The 15,379-nt window shown below is 47.3% G+C and carries 17 protein-coding genes and 1 pseudogene; 7 read left to right on the forward strand and 11 right to left on the reverse strand.

Annotation, left to right across the window (positions count from 1 at the left end; genetic code table 11):
* Positions 1–12: 12 nt before the first annotated feature.
* A complete protein-coding gene (locus tag EPH95_RS18710) occupies positions 13–174 on the reverse strand; it encodes a YuzK family famiily protein (RefSeq protein ID WP_160141656.1) in 162 nt (53 codons plus the stop codon).
* Between the two features lie 79 nt (positions 175–253).
* Positions 254–814 (reverse strand): NADPH-dependent FMN reductase, encoded by a 561-nt coding sequence (locus EPH95_RS06425; RefSeq protein WP_142088350.1) that lies wholly within the window; start codon positions 812–814, stop codon positions 254–256.
* A 185-nt stretch (positions 815–999) separates the two neighbouring features.
* On the opposite strand from EPH95_RS06425, the gene fumC reads away from it, so the two are divergent.
* On the forward strand, positions 1,000–2,388 hold the full coding sequence (gene fumC / locus EPH95_RS06430) for a class II fumarate hydratase (protein ID WP_142088352.1): 1,389 nt from the start codon (positions 1,000–1,002) through the stop codon (positions 2,386–2,388).
* Positions 2,389–2,430: 42 nt separating this feature from the next.
* Here the strand turns inward: fumC and EPH95_RS19205 are convergent, their stop codons facing one another.
* Entirely contained in the window at positions 2,431–2,607 is a 177-nt protein-coding gene (locus tag EPH95_RS19205) for a hypothetical protein (protein WP_227004078.1), read from the reverse strand.
* A gap of 363 nt (positions 2,608–2,970) precedes the next feature.
* Here EPH95_RS19205 and EPH95_RS06435 point away from each other — a divergent pair, with 363 nt between their 5' ends.
* From EPH95_RS06435 to EPH95_RS06450, 3 genes are all read left to right on the forward strand, one after another.
* On the forward strand, positions 2,971–3,702 hold the full coding sequence (locus tag EPH95_RS06435; protein WP_142088354.1) for an alpha/beta hydrolase: 732 nt from the start codon (positions 2,971–2,973) through the stop codon (positions 3,700–3,702).
* Between the two features lie 4 nt (positions 3,703–3,706).
* Complete coding sequence (locus tag EPH95_RS06440) at positions 3,707–4,129, forward strand: GNAT family N-acetyltransferase (RefSeq protein ID WP_142088356.1); 423 nt, start codon at positions 3,707–3,709, stop codon at positions 4,127–4,129.
* 218 nt (positions 4,130–4,347) lie between these two features.
* Positions 4,348–4,986 (forward strand): HD domain-containing protein, encoded by a 639-nt coding sequence (locus EPH95_RS06450; protein ID WP_142088358.1) that lies wholly within the window; start codon positions 4,348–4,350, stop codon positions 4,984–4,986.
* 55 nt (positions 4,987–5,041) lie between these two features.
* Here the strand turns inward: EPH95_RS06450 and EPH95_RS06455 are convergent, their stop codons facing one another.
* From EPH95_RS06455 to EPH95_RS06465, 3 genes are all read right to left on the reverse strand, one after another.
* A complete protein-coding gene (locus tag EPH95_RS06455) occupies positions 5,042–7,615 on the reverse strand; it encodes a transglycosylase domain-containing protein (protein WP_142088361.1) in 2,574 nt (857 codons plus the stop codon).
* Between the two features lie 510 nt (positions 7,616–8,125).
* Positions 8,126–8,563, reverse strand: a complete 438-nt coding sequence (locus EPH95_RS06460; RefSeq protein WP_160141657.1) for a universal stress protein — start codon at positions 8,561–8,563, stop codon at positions 8,126–8,128.
* A 127-nt stretch (positions 8,564–8,690) separates the two neighbouring features.
* Positions 8,691–8,933, reverse strand: coding sequence for a hypothetical protein (locus EPH95_RS06465; protein ID WP_142088366.1), 243 nt, complete (start codon positions 8,931–8,933; stop codon positions 8,691–8,693).
* 163 nt (positions 8,934–9,096) lie between these two features.
* Here EPH95_RS06465 and EPH95_RS06470 point away from each other — a divergent pair, with 163 nt between their 5' ends.
* Positions 9,097–9,618 carry a CotY/CotZ family spore coat protein gene (locus EPH95_RS06470; RefSeq protein WP_405127455.1) on the forward strand — a complete coding sequence of 174 codons (522 nt, stop codon included), beginning with the start codon at positions 9,097–9,099 and terminating at the stop codon, positions 9,616–9,618.
* Here the strand turns inward: EPH95_RS06470 and EPH95_RS06475 are convergent.
* Positions 9,606–10,226: a CotO family spore coat protein gene (locus tag EPH95_RS06475; RefSeq protein ID WP_142088369.1), complete on the reverse strand. Its 621-nt coding sequence runs from the start codon at positions 10,224–10,226 to the stop codon at positions 9,606–9,608. The two genes, EPH95_RS06470 and EPH95_RS06475, sit on opposite strands and share 13 nt — an antisense overlap.
* Positions 10,227–10,494: 268 nt before the next feature.
* On the opposite strand from EPH95_RS06475, the gene EPH95_RS06480 reads away from it, so the two are divergent.
* Entirely contained in the window at positions 10,495–10,584 is a 90-nt protein-coding gene (locus EPH95_RS06480; protein WP_142088371.1) for a YjcZ family sporulation protein, read from the forward strand.
* Positions 10,585–10,906: 322 nt separating this feature from the next.
* On the opposite strand, the pseudogene EPH95_RS06485 reads toward EPH95_RS06480, so the two are convergent.
* The 4 genes and pseudogenes from EPH95_RS06485 to nikC all read right to left on the reverse strand — a co-directional run bounded on the left by EPH95_RS06485 (position 10,907) and on the right by nikC (position 14,852).
* Positions 10,907–11,940 (reverse strand): annotated as a pseudogene (locus EPH95_RS06485) (ABC transporter ATP-binding protein).
* Entirely contained in the window at positions 11,937–12,983 is a 1,047-nt protein-coding gene (locus EPH95_RS06490) for an ABC transporter ATP-binding protein (RefSeq protein ID WP_142088374.1), read from the reverse strand. The pseudogene EPH95_RS06485 and the gene EPH95_RS06490 overlap by 4 nt, the downstream one beginning before the upstream one ends.
* An 18-nt stretch (positions 12,984–13,001) precedes the next feature.
* The gene (locus EPH95_RS06495; RefSeq protein WP_142088376.1) at positions 13,002–13,922 is read right to left on the reverse strand and encodes an ABC transporter permease; all 921 of its coding nucleotides are present in this window, start codon (positions 13,920–13,922) and stop codon (positions 13,002–13,004) included.
* Positions 13,923–13,934: 12 nt separating this feature from the next.
* Positions 13,935–14,852 (reverse strand): nickel transporter permease, encoded by a 918-nt coding sequence (gene nikC / locus EPH95_RS06500; protein WP_142088378.1) that lies wholly within the window; start codon positions 14,850–14,852, stop codon positions 13,935–13,937.
* A gap of 283 nt (positions 14,853–15,135) precedes the next feature.
* On the opposite strand from nikC, the gene EPH95_RS06505 reads away from it, so the two are divergent.
* Positions 15,136–15,369 carry a DUF389 domain-containing protein gene (locus tag EPH95_RS06505; RefSeq protein WP_142088380.1) on the forward strand — a complete coding sequence of 78 codons (234 nt, stop codon included), beginning with the start codon at positions 15,136–15,138 and terminating at the stop codon, positions 15,367–15,369.
* Positions 15,370–15,379: the final 10 nt, after the last annotated feature.

The raw sequence follows: 15,379 nt of genomic DNA on the forward strand, positions 1-15,379 counted from the left end.
TCCTTATTCTTTTCAAAATGCTTTCGATTTTTCGTAATCTTTTTCGCGTTTTTTCTCGACTTCAATCATTTTGTCCACGTTGTTCCGATACTCCTGCTGAGTACAACCGTGTGTTTGTTGCATCCCCTTATCCATCAACTCATTTGATGCAACCTCTTGTTCTTTGCTAATCAAAGAAAAAGCCTCCTCAGAATATCCCCCATTCACGAAGGGGTATAAAGGTATTATACCCTTATTCCCTTCTGAATGAAACCTATTTTTTCTTATGATCGATCCATTCGGAGAATGCACGCAGGGAGGAGGCGATCATCGCTTTAGTGTCTTCGTGGGTAATGACGCCGTTTTCATCTATTTTTTTATTCGCGCGTGCAATAAAAACACTCGGCTGTTGCATGACCGATGCGCCTGCAGCTATAAGCGATTGTTTCAGCTGTTGTTGCGAAAAAGCAGTACCGAACATCGTCGGCGAGGCACCAATCATCGCTGCCGGCATGTCTTTTAGCACGTTATGATTCGCGTCACTTCCAGCCCAATCGATGGCATTTTTCATCACGCCGGGCATGCCGTGATGATATTCCGGAGTAACAATGAAGAGACCGTCGCTCTCCAATATCGTTCGTTTAAACTCGGCAACGCTTGCCGGGTCGCCGCCATCCTCCAAGTCTCCGTTGAAAAGCGGCAATGCCGATAAATCATAGGTATTTAACGTGACATGCGGTTCTGTAAGTTCCGTTGCTGCCGCTAATACATGGCGGTTAAAAGAATCCCGGCGCAAACTTCCGCTGATTCCTACTATTGTTCGTTGTCCTGGCATCTTGTGACTCCTCCTTCGGTGTACGACCGTTCGATGTTCCTATTTATTCTTTTTCCCCTATCCCCATTCCAAATAAACGTATTTTTCCTTTAATAGCCCTTGTCCTTTTTTATAAATGAAAAGTGGTATATTATAGAGGGGGATGCTTGGATTTCGCATAGAACATATTTTAGGAGAGATGCAAGATGGATTATCGGATTGAAAAAGACACCCTCGGGGAAATGGAAGTGCCTGCCGATAAGCATTGGGGGGCGCAAACGGAGCGCAGTTTGCGTAACTTCCCAATCGGCAAGGAGCAGATGCCGCAAGAGGTTGTTTACGGTTTTGCGACGTTGAAAAAATCAGCGGCGCGCGCGAACGAGAGTCTCGGGAATCTCGACAGCGACAAAGCAGCCGCCATTGCCCAAGCGGCAGATGAAGTGCTCGCGGGAGATTGGGATAGCCACTTCCCGCTCGTTGTATGGCAAACCGGGAGCGGCACCCAATCCAACATGAACATGAATGAAGTGCTCGCACGCCGGGGTACGGAAATCCTCCATGAACAAGGAAAAGATAAAGCTATTCACCCGAACGACGACGTCAATCGATCCCAAAGTTCCAACGACACATTCCCGACAGCGATGCACATTGCCGCGGTGACGGAAATTCAACGCGGTTTGTTGCCTGCTTTGGAAACGTTAAAAAACACGGTAGCCGAAAAAGCAAAAAGCTTTAACGACATTATCAAAATCGGCCGAACCCACTTGCAGGATGCAACACCTCTCACCGTCGGACAAGAATTCAGCGGTTGGCAAGAGATGCTCCGCAAAAGTGAAAAAATGATCGCGGAAAGCATCGAATACTTAAACGACCTCGCCATCGGCGGTACGGCGGTCGGAACAGGCATTAACGCGCACCCGCAATTCGGCGAAAAAACAGCGGCATTTATCAGTGAAGCAACCGGCTTGTCTTTTCAGTCAGCTCCGAATAAATTTCACGCGTTGACAAGCCACGATGACATTTCCCACGCCCACGGCGCGTTGAAGGCGCTCGCTGCCGACTTAATGAAAATTGCCAATGATGTCCGTTGGTTGTCAAGCGGTCCTCGTTCGGGCATTGGCGAGCTCACGATTCCGGCAAACGAACCCGGGAGCTCGATTATGCCTGGCAAAGTGAACCCTACCCAAAGTGAAGCAATCACGATGGTCTGCACGCAAGTGATGGGGAATGACGCCACCATCGGCTTTTCCGCCAGTCAAGGAAACTTTGAGCTTAACGTCTTCAAGCCAGTGATCATTTACAATTTTTTACAATCCGCCCAGTTGCTCACCGACGCGATGCAATCGTTCCATGACCGTTGCATTGTTGGAATCGAGCCGGAAAAAGAAAACATCGACGCCCACGTGCGAAATTCGTTAATGCTGGTCACTGCTCTCAATCCGCACATCGGATATGAAAAAGCCGCGACCATAGCGAAAAAAGCGCATGCCGAAGGCTTAACGTTAAAAGAAGCTGCTGTGAACAGCGGAGAACTTACCGAAGAACAGTTCAACGAATGGGTGGATCCTGCGAAAATGGTTCAGCCTTCTGAATAGGAAATGAAAAACTGCCCTAGGTCTCGTGCCGTGGGCAGTTTTTCATTCATCGTACGTAAAACGTACGACGTATTTTTCATTTTTAAGCTTAATGACTTCTACAAGCGGGCATATTTCATAGCCGTTGTGCCAGTTGTCCTCCAATTTAGCCTTCACACAACCAGCCTGAAACTTTGACCGAAAGGTCTGTTTCCAGTAAATCCATCGCGGTCCGTACATAGGTGATTGCTCCTTAACCCGAATAATTATATGTTACAAATCGAATGGTTGCCAACACGATGTTTTTTTGAAAACTTCTCCATTATTTTACGGGCTTACACCAGTATTATGCAAGATCTGTGATTGATGTTTAGGCATGAGACGGTTCATCTTTTAGTGCTGGCTTGATGCGGTTTAATTTACGGGCGGTGCGCTTAATACGACCCGTATCGTGTTAGAAGACCTTACGCTTCTCACCGATTTTTGGCCGAGCTCCCCCGCGCAGCCCCCCTACCCAATGAGCGAACGCTTCCTTTAGCGATTGGGCAGCGGACATGATACAATACCTTTAATTGACTTTCTAGCAGAAATGAGGCTTTTAACATGGATGGAGAAACTCGTACTTTAACGTTTACCAGCACTATCCTTGATCACGAATTTGAACTTTCCGTTTACATACCTCCCAATTACCACGAAAGCGTCTCTTATCATTTATTGATCGCGCAAGATGGACAAGATGCTTTTCGACTTGGAAAAATTGACAAGCACGTTGAATCGATGATTATGGAAGAAGCCGGACCGGAAACGATCGTCATTGGGGTCCCTTACCCTCGCGTATCCGCTCGCCGAAAATGGTATCATCCCGATGGGGAAGAGACCCCCCAATACTTGCAATTTTTAACCGAGGAACTTCTCCCTTTTCTCGCCGATAAATTTTCGATCCGGGAAGACGCGGACGGACGCACGCTTTTCGGCGACTCTTTGGCCGGAACGCTTGCCATGCTCGCATGTTTGGAACACCCGGACATGTTTAAGCGCGCCATTATGTATTCGCCTTACGTGAATGACACGTTGCTATCCAAAATTGAAGAAAGCAACGACCTGGATTCACTTTCCATCTACCATACCGTGGGTTCTGACGAAGAAGAAGTAAAAGGAACTGACGGAACGATGATGAATTTCCTTCCGATGCACAACGATCTTCAAAACCGATTGGAAGACAGCGTTGGCAACTATCGCTCGAAAACCATTGACGGAGGGGATCATACGTGGTTCACGTGGGAGCCGGACATGCATCAAGCGTTACATTTTATGTTCATCCTGCAAGGAGAGTGAAAATATGAACGTTCAAATTGCAAACACGGAAGAAGAAATGCAAACGGTGCGCCAAATTCGCTCATCGGTATTTATCGGCGAACAGAATGTTCCGCCCGAGGAAGAGTGGGATGAACACGAAACAGACAGCATCCACCTCCTGGCGCGCGTAGATGGAAAATGGGCAGGAGCAGGCCGTCTCCGCTTTTCCGGAACCGCGGGCAAAGCAGAGCGGATCTGTGTGTTAAAAGAATTTCGCGGCACAGGCGTCGGAAAAGAAATCATGCAAAAGCTTGAAACGTATGTCGCTTCGCAAGGCGCGGGATCAGTCATTCTTCATGCACAGACCCATGCCAAAGATTTCTATGAACATTTGGGTTATGCCGTCACTTCAGATGAATTTCTGGACGCCGACATCCCGCACGTTGCCATGGAAAAACAGTTATAATGGAGCGGAGCATTTTTCCAGAAATAAAAAGGGTAGTATAAAAAAGTAGTTAGAAGATTTAATGCATCAATGCAGGAAAATGCTAGATAAAATAAGCCATGATCGAGGTATTATCGAAACGTCTAATATTGAATCAATCTTGAAGCTCGTCCGAAGTGGAATTGGCCGTAGCGTTGTATGCGTACATTATATGAAAAGGATGAAAGGAGTTTTTAATCATGGCTCAAGAAATCGCAGGTATTAAAATTCCGGATTCTCAATTGGCGAAAGATGCAGCGGACATTTTGCGCGATTATGGAAATGACTTATTATGGAATCACTCCAATCGCGTATTTTTATTCGGAGCGATAAATGGCGAAAAGGCAAAACAGAAGTATGATTTAGAGTTGTTGTATGTGAGTGCGTTATTCCATGATTTAGGTTTAACAAAAGCGTATAGCAGCCCGGATTTAAGATTTGAAGTAGACGGCGCTAATGCAGCGAGGAGTTTCTTACAGCAATATCAAATTCCGGCTCAATCCGTTCAGCTTGTTTGGGATGCCATTGCATTACACACGACCCCAGGTGTTGCCGAACATAAAGAATCTGAGGTAGCCTTGCTGTTTTCCGGTGTTGGTCTGGATGTAATGGGAGATGGATTTGATCAATTTCCTGTGGAAAAACGCGAGGAAGTAACAAAAGCTTTCCCGCGCAACAATTTCAAAAACGAGATTATCCCCGCGTTCTATGAAGGGTTCAAGCACAAGCCCGAAACGACATTTGGCAATATGAAAGAAGACGTCGTTCAATATTTTAGGCCTGAATATAAAAATAACAATTTCTGCAGTTGCATATTACATTCGCCTTGGTCGGAATAAATCGTACAACGCTTTATTAATCGGGAAAAGCCCGGAAATAACCGGGCTTTTTCCTTTATTCATCGGTATCTTCTTCGTTCTCTGCATTCTCACCTTCTTCTCCGTCTGCATCTTCATCCTCTTCCTCTTCTTCATCGTCTTCTTCGTTTTCGTCTTGCCCTTCCTCTTCTTCGTCTTCTTCTTCGCTTTCGTCTTGCCCTTCCTCTTCTTCGTCTTCTTCTTCGTTTTCGTCTTGCTCTTCTTCGTCTTCTTCCTCTTCTTCTTCGCTCTCGTCTTGCTCTTCTTCGTCTACGTCATCTTCGTCCTCTTCTTCGTCGTCCTCGTCTTCCTCTTCTTCCGGTTCATCTTCGTCCTCTTCTTCATCCTCTTCCTCTTCTTCTACCTCATCCTCCTCTTCGTCATCCTCGTCTTCTTCGTCGTCCTCTTCCTCTTCTTCCGGTTCATCTTCTTCAATTCCTTCCTCTTCCGGGGTTTCCGGGGTCTCTTCTTCCGACCCTTCCTCATCGTCTTCCTCTTCTTCTATTGCTTCTGCCGGTGGATTTTCGCAACGATAAAGTTCACCGTCGGTGTCACAAACGGAATTCGGCCGTGAGAAATCTTCGGTTCCTTCGCCTTCGTGAACATTTGTCATTATAATTCGGAAGATATCCTGGGCAATATCTCGTTCTTCACCCAGTAAATAGTTACTGCCGCGTTCGCCGTCAAAGCCAGTCCACACAGCCGCTGTATAATCTGTCGTATAGCCGTTGAACCAAACATCCGGCACACCACCATCAGGTATATCATGATTCTGCCGGTCTTCTTGGTCAAAGTTGGAAGTACCCGTTTTTCCCGCGAGTGGAAGGCCCTCGATATTCGCGCGTTGACCGGTTCCGGAAGAATCTCCCACAACATCTTTAAGCATATCCGACATCATATAAGCAGTCGATTCATACATCACTTGGTCGGATTCAGGCGCGTTCTCGATCTCGCGTCCATCACGAAATTCCACTTTTCGTACGCTGTGAGGTTCATTGTAAGTGCCTTCGTTCCCAAACGCTGCATTGGCGGCAGCCATGTCGAGACTGGATATTCCATCCTGAAAACCACCCAATGCATAGCCTTCGGTAATATCTCCTTCAAAATCGAGGCCAAGGTCTTCGGCAAACGCTTGAGCATCGCCTAAGCCAACTTCCTGGATCGCCTTTACAGCCGGAATATTTAACGAGCGCACAAGTGCTTCTCGCATAGAGACCTCGCCGCTGTAACTTCCGCCATAATTACGAATAGACGTCCCATCCGAGTACTCGTGCGGTTCATCGACGAGCGTTTCACCGGTGTACCAACCCAGTTCCTCGATAGCCGGTCCATAATCAAGAATCGGCTTGATCGTCGATCCCGGTTGCCCGTTAGCAGAAGTTGCGTAATTCAAGCCTCTTTCTTCTTCTGTTTCCTCTCGATTGCCGACCATGGCACGAATCGCGCCGGTCTCCGTGTCAAGGAGGGAAAAACCGACCTGGAATTCGTCATTATCCGGGTATTGATCAATGTATTCATCGCTTTGAATAACATCTTGAGCGATCTCCTGCGCCTCCGGATCAATCGTGGTGTAAATGTCAAAACCGGCAGCATATAAGTCTGTCGTCTCAATCCCGTCAATACTTTCAACTTCTTCCATTACTTGGTCAATGATCGATTGTAAAGCCACATCCTCTGGCGGGGTATAATCGAGTTGATCTTCGATATCCACAGCCATGGCGTCCGTTGCTTCATCCTCACTGATGAGTTCGTGTTCCTCCATAAGGGAAATGATTAAATCTCTTCGCTGCTCTGCTTCCTCGGGGTTATTTTGCGGATTATAATAAGATGGCCGCCGCGGAATAGCTGCCAAAACAGCAGAATCAGCAATCGTAAGTTCGTCCAGGCTTTCTTTGTCAAAATAACGAATCGCGGCCTCTCCAATACCCCAAGCGGAACTGTCGAAATAACTAATATTTAAATACATCTCCAGGATCTCATCTTTAGAGTATTCCTGTTCCATTTGCAAAGCGAGCCATTGTTCCTGCACTTTTCTTTCAATGGATTGATCGGCGGATAAGAAGGCTTGTTTGACAAGTTGCTGCGTGATAGTACTTGCCCCCTCAGAACCGAATCCACCGGTAATATTTGAAACGACCGCGCCCCCAATACGGTAAAGGTCAATGCCACTGTGTTCATAGAAGCGATAGTCTTCAACCGCAATGAAAGCATTTTTGAGATGTTCGGGCATTTCATCAATGTCCCGGTAGGTACGATTCTCCGTCCCTTGCAACCGTCCGAGCTCATTGTCATTCATGTCATAAATCGTTGCCCCCTCCGCAAATGTAAGTTCCTCTGCATTTAGCTCGGGGGCATCCGAGATCATGGATGCAGCTACCGCCGTTGCCGCGACCATACCAACAATAAAGACCCCGATGATGATGAGTAACACTTTTTTCACCGGGGACCGTTTTCCTTTTTCTTCAGCACGGCGTTTCTCCGCTCGTGATCGATACTGCGCCACCAGCAATTCCTCCCAATTCAAGTGACCTGATGGGCCTATCCGTTTATGATCCACACCAAAAGCAAACATCTTGGCTTCTTTGATGTCTGCAGGAATGTTTTGATCCAACCGTGCCCAAAATCCATTAGGGATATTCCTATACGTTTTTTTTATAGGTCTTTTCTACATTGTAAAAGAACTCCCGTTATTTTGTTAAGAAGATTGCTTCCAAAACTGCATGTTTTGGACGGCTCTCCGTTTTTCGTATAGCATACAGCTTCCCCAAATGGGGAGGAAAAAAACATATGATGACGGCCAGCTATTGAAAAGAAGGGATGGACCGGATCACGAGTCAATACGGTTGAATCGTGACGAATCTGCTTGCGGTGAGGAGCAGGAAAAGCAACGGAGTCCACCCGGAAGAATTCTAAAAAAAGTAACCCTAAACGAAAAAAACCTAAGGGCTGGCGGCTTCCTATCGATCTGGAATCCGCGCGACTGCTGAATACAGAACGATAGGCGCCAACTTACGGTCTAATCTTGGCAATACGGCTTATGCGAAAATTTTGTTGCCCGCAAGGGCTTGGCTATTAATGCCGCATGGGGGGCTTTGACGCCACGTCCCGGCTATTTCAATGTTCACCCTGCCTGAACGGTTAACACGTCACAAGAGGCATTTTTCATAACATGGTGCTCGACATTTCCGCTCAACAACTTTTTTATTTTGCCCATACGCGCGGAACCTAAGATGATTAAATCCGGTTGGTGCCTGCTGACCATTTCCTTCACGAGAATGGGGCCCGGATTTCCAAATGCAAGCTCAGCTTGACAATAAAAAACTCCTTCGTAACGACAGGAAGTCTGATAGGCATTTAGCAATTTCCGACGATTAGCTGTAACATTGGAATGAAAAGCGACATCCCCTCGATCGACGAGGGTATACGTCCGAACATCAACGACATGAACCAATACCAGTTGCGCCCCATGTTGCTTGGCAATGGCAATCCCTTTTTTCACCCCAAGTTCCGCTTCCGGACGTTCATCCACAGCCACCAAAATGGTGTTATACTCCCTCATTGTCATGCCCACCTTTCTTCATTAGCTCCCCTAACCATTCTATTCTACCTTTTGATTTCCCTTCCTAATTTTGTAAATTCCAAAAAAAAAGCCGCCATGCGTCATGGCGCCCTTGTTCTTTTTTTCCTTAAGCCAACGCATCAAAGCGATGGCCTTTGCCGGTGAAATGACGTTCACATTCACGGGGAGGATCGTGATTCACGTACCTACGACTCGGAAATCTTGGTTGTCCGTTTCGCTTATGGCGGGCGATTTGCTTAAATTTGACGGGCTCAACCGCCGAATTTGGCTTCACCAATGGCTGCACGGCTTGGGTGCGGTTTCCATATTGGGAAGCAATGTCGTTCGGTTGCATTGCTACATAGCCCATCGCACAACCTCCTTCTTTTCCCTGTTATAACTGCTATACCCTAAACATATTGGCAATATGCCTATTTCTCGTTATATTTCCCATTTGCGAATGAGTGGGATACACGCTTTGGGTAAAACGTACATAAGATGTTAACGAACCTGAAGGAAAAGGAGTGATGAACGTGAGCTGCGGTTGTAAAGATTTTGAATCGGGCCACTGTGTATGCGACGCGGTGCTCTCCATAAAGGAAGCGCAAGACGCCGTCGACAAAAAGATGGATAACTGTATGAACAGTTGTCACACGAACTTGTTAAGTCCAAAAAGACCCGGTAAGATCCAGGATACGGTACCCTTCATGCTAAAAGACAAAAAGAGCAACTTATTCTGGGCCACCGGCGGACTTACAGCGGATTTTACGGACGTATTTGAAACGGTGTTTTTCCGGGTCGAAAACGTCGATGAAAAAACGTGCTGTGCGACATTGTCGTTACTTCGCCCGACCGAAGACATCAAATTCACGCATAATTGCTGCGTCGATCCGACGTCGCTTTCCGAAGTCTGCTCGTTGGAAAAAACCCATTATTGTATAGAAGTCGATCTACGCTGCTTCTGTGCCATTCAATGTCTCGATCCGGACTTGGTCGATAATGTTGTGAAAAAGCCGGAGAAAGACAAAAAACAACATCATCACTACGAAAAGTGATCCAGGGATAGCGTTTCTACCGCTTCGTAGTTGATCGTCACCAGATAAGGGGTTTGCTGGGTCTGCATCGTAAACGACTGCTCATCCGCGGCAGTCACGGTGCCGACCCATGTTTGTTCATGTGTTTTACATATACACGTCATGGGTGTGCGCATCTGCATTTTTACAAGAAAGTCTACTTTTTCTTTTACGGATTTTTCCGCAAAAGACTTAGGTTTTTCTTCCTTTTTGTTTTCGCTTTTGCTTTGATCGTTTCCGCCGCCTAAATGGCCAGCAATGGGTTCCCGTTTGGACGGCTGCTCCGTCAAGGTTGATTCCAGATAGTCTCTCGTCCGGTTGGCATAACGCGATGGTGCGCTACTCTCCTTCCAATCGTAGCCTAAATGCTTCGATAAATTAAACGAACGTCTTCGCTCGTTTGCTTTATTATCTTCCACCTGCTCCTCTGGCTCCTGTTTTTCTTCCGAGGGTTCTTCTTCGATCTCTAATCGGTTACGCTTATATAAAACTTCCACCTCTGTACTTCCTTGGTAAGCTGACTCATGTTGCTCGGGGGTATCAATATATAGCAACGGTTGCACACGTTTCCTTCGTTTTCGTGTACTCATCTCTTCTCCTCCCTCAGAAAACGTCTTGCTTCATTGTATTCAATGGATAACAAGCTATGAATGAAAGGAAGAAAGAAACGTGCTTTATGTTCAATATACGTTGCCCCCGTCAAAAAAGACAGGGCTCCTATGCCAATTCATTCAAGATTAGGTGATAGGCCGGTGCCTGTTTTATAGTGAAGCGACACTCCTGTGCGTATGACTGAATAACGTGTGATAAGAACGATCTTATCGTTCTTTCAATCGAGAGACGGAAGGGGGAACTCAAATGTCTGCCGGACACGGATTTGGCGGAGGTTTTGCGTTACTTGTCGTATTGTTCATCTTGCTCATCATCGTCGGAGCTTGTTACTATTAATAGCTGTAAAATCATCCCCTCGCCTTCGGGATGATTTTTTTGATAAAACAAACATGACGTTTCGCGACACCATTGAAAGATGAAAAGGATGTGTAACATATCGTGTTTTGTTGCACTTGCGGACTAATTTCGTCCCCGTGCAACGCAATTAGTCCGCAGAACGCTATCCTGAGGACTAATTTTATCCCCGTGCAACGCAATTAGTCCGCAGAACGCTATCTGAGGGCTTCATGGAATAAATTCACAATTAGTGATGGGCTTAGTTTCCGATTGTCTTTTTATAAAGTATTTTTCATTAAAAAAGAGCAAAAGGATTCCCCTTTTACTCTTTTGCGGCTGTTGTCGATTTTTTAGGTGTGGTGCCAAACTGCGCGACGATCTCTTCCATATGATGGCAAGCGGCATGATGGTCCTCGCCCATATCGTCGCTCGCCCGAAGTTCCGGATCTTCTTGTTTGCAAATTTCCGTCGCGAACGGGCAACGGGTGTGAAACCGACAGCCGCTTGGCGGATTCAACGGCGAAGGCACATCGCCTTCGAGCACGATACGCTCACTTTTCCTGTCCGGATCCGGGACGGGGATCGCGGAAAGCAATGCGCGTGTATACGGATGCCGAGGTTCGTCAAACAACGATTTTTTGTCGGCGATTTCCACGATTTTTCCGAGGTACATGACGGCGACGCGATCGGAAATATGGCGAACAACCCCCAAGTCGTGGGAAATAAACAAGTACGTCAGGCCATACTCCCGCTGCAAGTCTCTGAGCAAGTTTAACACTTGTGCCTGCGTGGAGACGTCAAGGGCTGATACCGCTTCGTCGCAAACAATCAATTTCGGGTCTACGGAAAGGGCGCGTGCAATTCCGATTCGCTGCCGTTGCCCCCCGCTAAATTCGTGGGGGTAGCGCTCCGCTTGGTGTGGACGCAAACCGACCACTTCCATTAACTCACGAATCCGCGCCGGGCGGTCTTTCTTTGGAATGACACCTTGAATCGCCATTGCTTCGTCGAGAATTTGCTTCACTTTTTGGCGCGGATTCAAGGAAGCGAACGGATCCTGAAAAATGATTTGCATATCTTTTCTTTTTTTGCGGAGATCGGGTTTGCTTAGATGGCGGAAATCTTCCCCTTCAAAATAGATTTCTCCATCCGTCGGCTCTTCCAACCGCAAGATCGCGCGACCGGTCGTCGATTTTCCGCAACCGGACTCGCCAACGATGCTCAGCGTCTCCCCTCGTTGATGGAAAACGAAATGTCATCGACCGCTTTAACATCAGCAAGTTTCCGGTTAAGAATACCACCCTTAACCGGAAAATATTTCTTTAGGCTTTTTGTTTCAAAAAGAGGCGTTGTCATGATTCTTGCTGCACCTCCTTGTTCATTGGATTTTCCTGCTTCCATTCGTCTGTGTAAATCCAGCAACGCACAGCGCCGCTGTCGTTTTCTTCTTCAACATTGTTCGTAGGCGCTGCCAAGGATGGATGCGTGTTACAAATTTCGGAAGCGAAAGGGCAACGCTGGGCAAAGCGACAGCCACTTGGCATTTCTGCCGGAGATGGCACCGTTCCTTTAATCACTTCCAATTCATCCACGTCCATATCATGGCGGGGGATCGACCGCATCAACCCTTGCGTGTACGGATGCAACGGACGTTTGAACAGTGTTTTTACATCCGCTTGTTCCACGACTTCCCCTGCGTACATAACGGCAACATGATCGGCGGTTTCCGCGATAACACCAAGGTCGTGCGTGATGATCATCACCGCCATCCCCGTTGTCTCCTGCAAGTTTTTCATCAGTTCAAGAATCTGTGCCTGAATCGTGACATCAAGCGCCGTTGTCGGTTCGTCGGCAATTAACAATTCAGGTTCGCACGCCAGTGCCATCGCGATCATGACCCGCTGGCGCATCCCACCGGACAACTCATGAGGATAACTCTTCGCACGATTTTCCGGAGCCGGAATGCCCACGAGTTTGAGCATGCGGATGACTTCCTGATGGGCTTCGCGTCTGCCCATCTTCTTATGGATCTTAACGGTTTCCGCCACTTGATGGCCGACGGTAAACACGGGATTTAAGGAGGTCATAGGTTCCTGAAAAATCATCGAAAGACGGTTGCCGCGATATTTTGCAATCTGCGCTTTTGATTTCTTGAGTAAATTATCGCCGTTCAATTCGATCTTGCCGCCGATAATTTTGCCGGGGGATTGAATCAGCTGCATCACCGATAAGGAAGTAATGCTTTTGCCTGATCCGGATTCCCCGACAATGCCCAGTGTTTCATTCGCCCCTACTTCAAAATCAACGCCATCGACTGCCTTTACTTCACCGTCCGGTGTAAAAAATGACGTTTGCAACCCTTCCACTTTCAAAACAGGTGCTTGTTCGTTGTTTGCCACCGCCCATTCCCCCTTTCTTTAATTCAATTCGATGCGTTTATTCAAGACACGATAAAGGATATCGACGAGGAAATTAACAAAGACAAACGTTAACGCGAGTACAATAACCGTTCCCTGCACAACCGGGAAATCCCGCTGGGAAATGGCATCGACGACAAGGCGACCTAAGCCGTTAATGCTAAAGACTGATTCGGTCAGCACCGCTCCGCTCAAAAAGTAACCAAACTGGAGGCCAATCACGGTAACGACCGGGATTAACGCGTTTCGCAAGGCGTGTTTGTAAATGACGAGCCGTTCTTTTACCCCTTTTGCCCTGGCGGTTCGAACGTAATCTTCTCCGATGACTTCGAGCATTGCCGATCGGGTCATACGGGCGATAATGGCCGCCCCGGCTGTTCCCATCGTAACCGCGGGCAGGAAGATTTGTTGCCAATCCCCCCAACCGGAGGTGGGCAGCCAGCCTAATTGGTTGGCAAACACATACATGAGCATAAGGCCAAGCCAGAAGTTTGGCATGGAGAGACCGATGACCGCGAACGCCATAGTCCCAAAATCGCGGAAGGAGTTTTGCTTCGTCGCGGCAATAATACCGCCGATGAGGCCCACGCTTACTGCAACGACAAGCCCCCAAAAAGCAAGCTCCAACGTAATCCAGAAACGCGGGGCTACCAATTCCATGACCGGTTGGCCGGTCCGCACGGATTCGCCGAGATCAAGGCGAAGAAGGTCAGCTAAAAATATGCCGTATTGTACATACAAGGGCTCGTTTAAGCCCAAATTCTCTCTCATTTGTTCCAGTTGTTCTTCCGAAGCCGCCTCACCGGCCATAACTTGGGCTGCATCCCCGGGGATCAATTGGATGATCAAAAAGGCAACGAGGGTCACGCCGATGATGACCGGGATCAGTTGTAAAAAACGGCGGATGATAAAAATATGCATGTTTGCGCCTCCTTACTTTTTCGATCTCGGATCCAGCGCATCCCGCAAACCGTCCCCAAGCATGTTGAAGCCAAGGACGATAAGCACGAGCGCGATCCCCGGAAACAGGGTAAGATGGGGGTTGTCCCACATGTAACTTCTTCCCGAGTTAAGCATGGCCCCCCATTCAGGTGTCGGCGGTTGAACGCCAAGCCCGAGGAAGGATAAACCGGCTGCACTGAGAATCGATGTTGCCACTTGCAAAGAAGCCTGGACGATAATCGGTGAGCCTACATTCGGAAGGATGTGTTGAAATATAATTTTGCCATCCTTTGCCCCTAGGGCTCGCACCGCTTCCACGTATTCCACGGACTTTACTTCCAACACCGATGCACGGGTGATCCTCGCGAACACTGGTATATTATAGATGGATAAAGCGATAATGACGTTGTTCAGGCTGGGACCAAGCGCGCTTACAATCGCGAGCGCCAGCAAGATTCCCGGAAACGCGAGCAATACATCGGAGACACGCATAATGACGGAATCAATGATGCGCCCGTAATAGCCTGCAAACAAACCGAGAACAATTCCGAACACTGCACCGATCGCGACGGATAATACACCCACATATAGCGTTAAATGCGTGCCGTAAATAATCCGGCTGTAGATGTCCCTGCCATTATGGTCGGTTCCGAACCAATGCTCCGATGATGGCGACTCGAAATCATTGAGCACATCTGTGGATGTCGGGTCATGTGTCATTAAATCAAAAGGAAGGATTCGAAATTGTGACAGCAACGTGCTCAGGGCGATAAGTGTAAAAATGATTAATATGATACCGCCGATTAATGAAGATTTGTTGCGTACTAGTTTTTTCATTAGGTTCTTAAAGCGCGATTCCGGTGCCGCGACTTCTTCGCGGTCCGGTTGCTGCTTTGCGGTTGATCCCATCCTCGCTCAACCCTTTCTCATATTCTTCCAATCAAACTATTTTCATATGCTAGTAGAATCACCATGTTTACAATAAAGCATATAAGCGCTTACGGCAAGCAATATTTAAACATTGTGTGAACTTTCTTGTTAAAATTAATTGTATTAAGCTTACACGAAAGCTTATTTATTGTAAATCGCAATCTTTTTCTTTACATCACTTTTTTTCGCTAAAATATTTTCGTTGAAATTATTAAATTCGTAAGATATAGTGACAATAGTTATAGAAAAGGGGGAGAATCATTTGAAACGTTACAAACGTTCCGGTTATCTGGCAGGAGTAGCGATCGCAACTAGCCTTATGCTTGCAGCTTGTACCGATGATTCGGACGTAGATGAAGGAGAAGGCGCAGGAGACAGTGGGGAAGAAGCAGAAGGAGAGCCGCAAGAAGGCGGAGACCTTTCCATTGCTTTAGCCGGGGAGCCGGATACGGTTGACCCGCATGGAACCAATGATGTCACGAGGATCTCTTTTTAAATTTTTCAAT

The sequence above is a fragment of the Salicibibacter halophilus genome (assembly GCF_006740705.1).
Classification (GTDB): domain Bacteria; phylum Bacillota; class Bacilli; order Bacillales; family Marinococcaceae; genus Salicibibacter; species Salicibibacter halophilus.

What these genes read in the sequence shown, in the direction of transcription:
- EPH95_RS06425 (WP_142088350.1), bottom strand. Translation starts at nt 814, where the DNA reads ATGCCAGGACAACGAACAATAGTAGGAATCAGCGGAAGTTTGCGCCGG.
- fumC (WP_142088352.1), top strand. Translation starts at nt 1,000, where the DNA reads ATGGATTATCGGATTGAAAAAGACACCCTCGGGGAAATGGAAGTGCCT.
- EPH95_RS19205 (WP_227004078.1), bottom strand. Translation starts at nt 2,607, where the DNA reads ATGTACGGACCGCGATGGATTTACTGGAAACAGACCTTTCGGTCAAAG.
- EPH95_RS06435 (WP_142088354.1), top strand. Translation starts at nt 2,971, where the DNA reads ATGGATGGAGAAACTCGTACTTTAACGTTTACCAGCACTATCCTTGAT.
- EPH95_RS06440 (WP_142088356.1), top strand. Translation starts at nt 3,707, where the DNA reads ATGAACGTTCAAATTGCAAACACGGAAGAAGAAATGCAAACGGTGCGC.
- EPH95_RS06450 (WP_142088358.1), top strand. Translation starts at nt 4,348, where the DNA reads ATGGCTCAAGAAATCGCAGGTATTAAAATTCCGGATTCTCAATTGGCG.
- EPH95_RS06460 (WP_160141657.1), bottom strand. Translation starts at nt 8,563, where the DNA reads ATGAGGGAGTATAACACCATTTTGGTGGCTGTGGATGAACGTCCGGAA.
- EPH95_RS06465 (WP_142088366.1), bottom strand. Translation starts at nt 8,933, where the DNA reads ATGGGCTATGTAGCAATGCAACCGAACGACATTGCTTCCCAATATGGA.
- EPH95_RS06475 (WP_142088369.1), bottom strand. Translation starts at nt 10,226, where the DNA reads ATGAGTACACGAAAACGAAGGAAACGTGTGCAACCGTTGCTATATATT.
- EPH95_RS06480 (WP_142088371.1), top strand. Translation starts at nt 10,495, where the DNA reads ATGTCTGCCGGACACGGATTTGGCGGAGGTTTTGCGTTACTTGTCGTA.
- EPH95_RS06495 (WP_142088376.1), bottom strand. Translation starts at nt 13,922, where the DNA reads ATGCATATTTTTATCATCCGCCGTTTTTTACAACTGATCCCGGTCATC.
- nikC (WP_142088378.1), bottom strand. Translation starts at nt 14,852, where the DNA reads ATGGGATCAACCGCAAAGCAGCAACCGGACCGCGAAGAAGTCGCGGCA.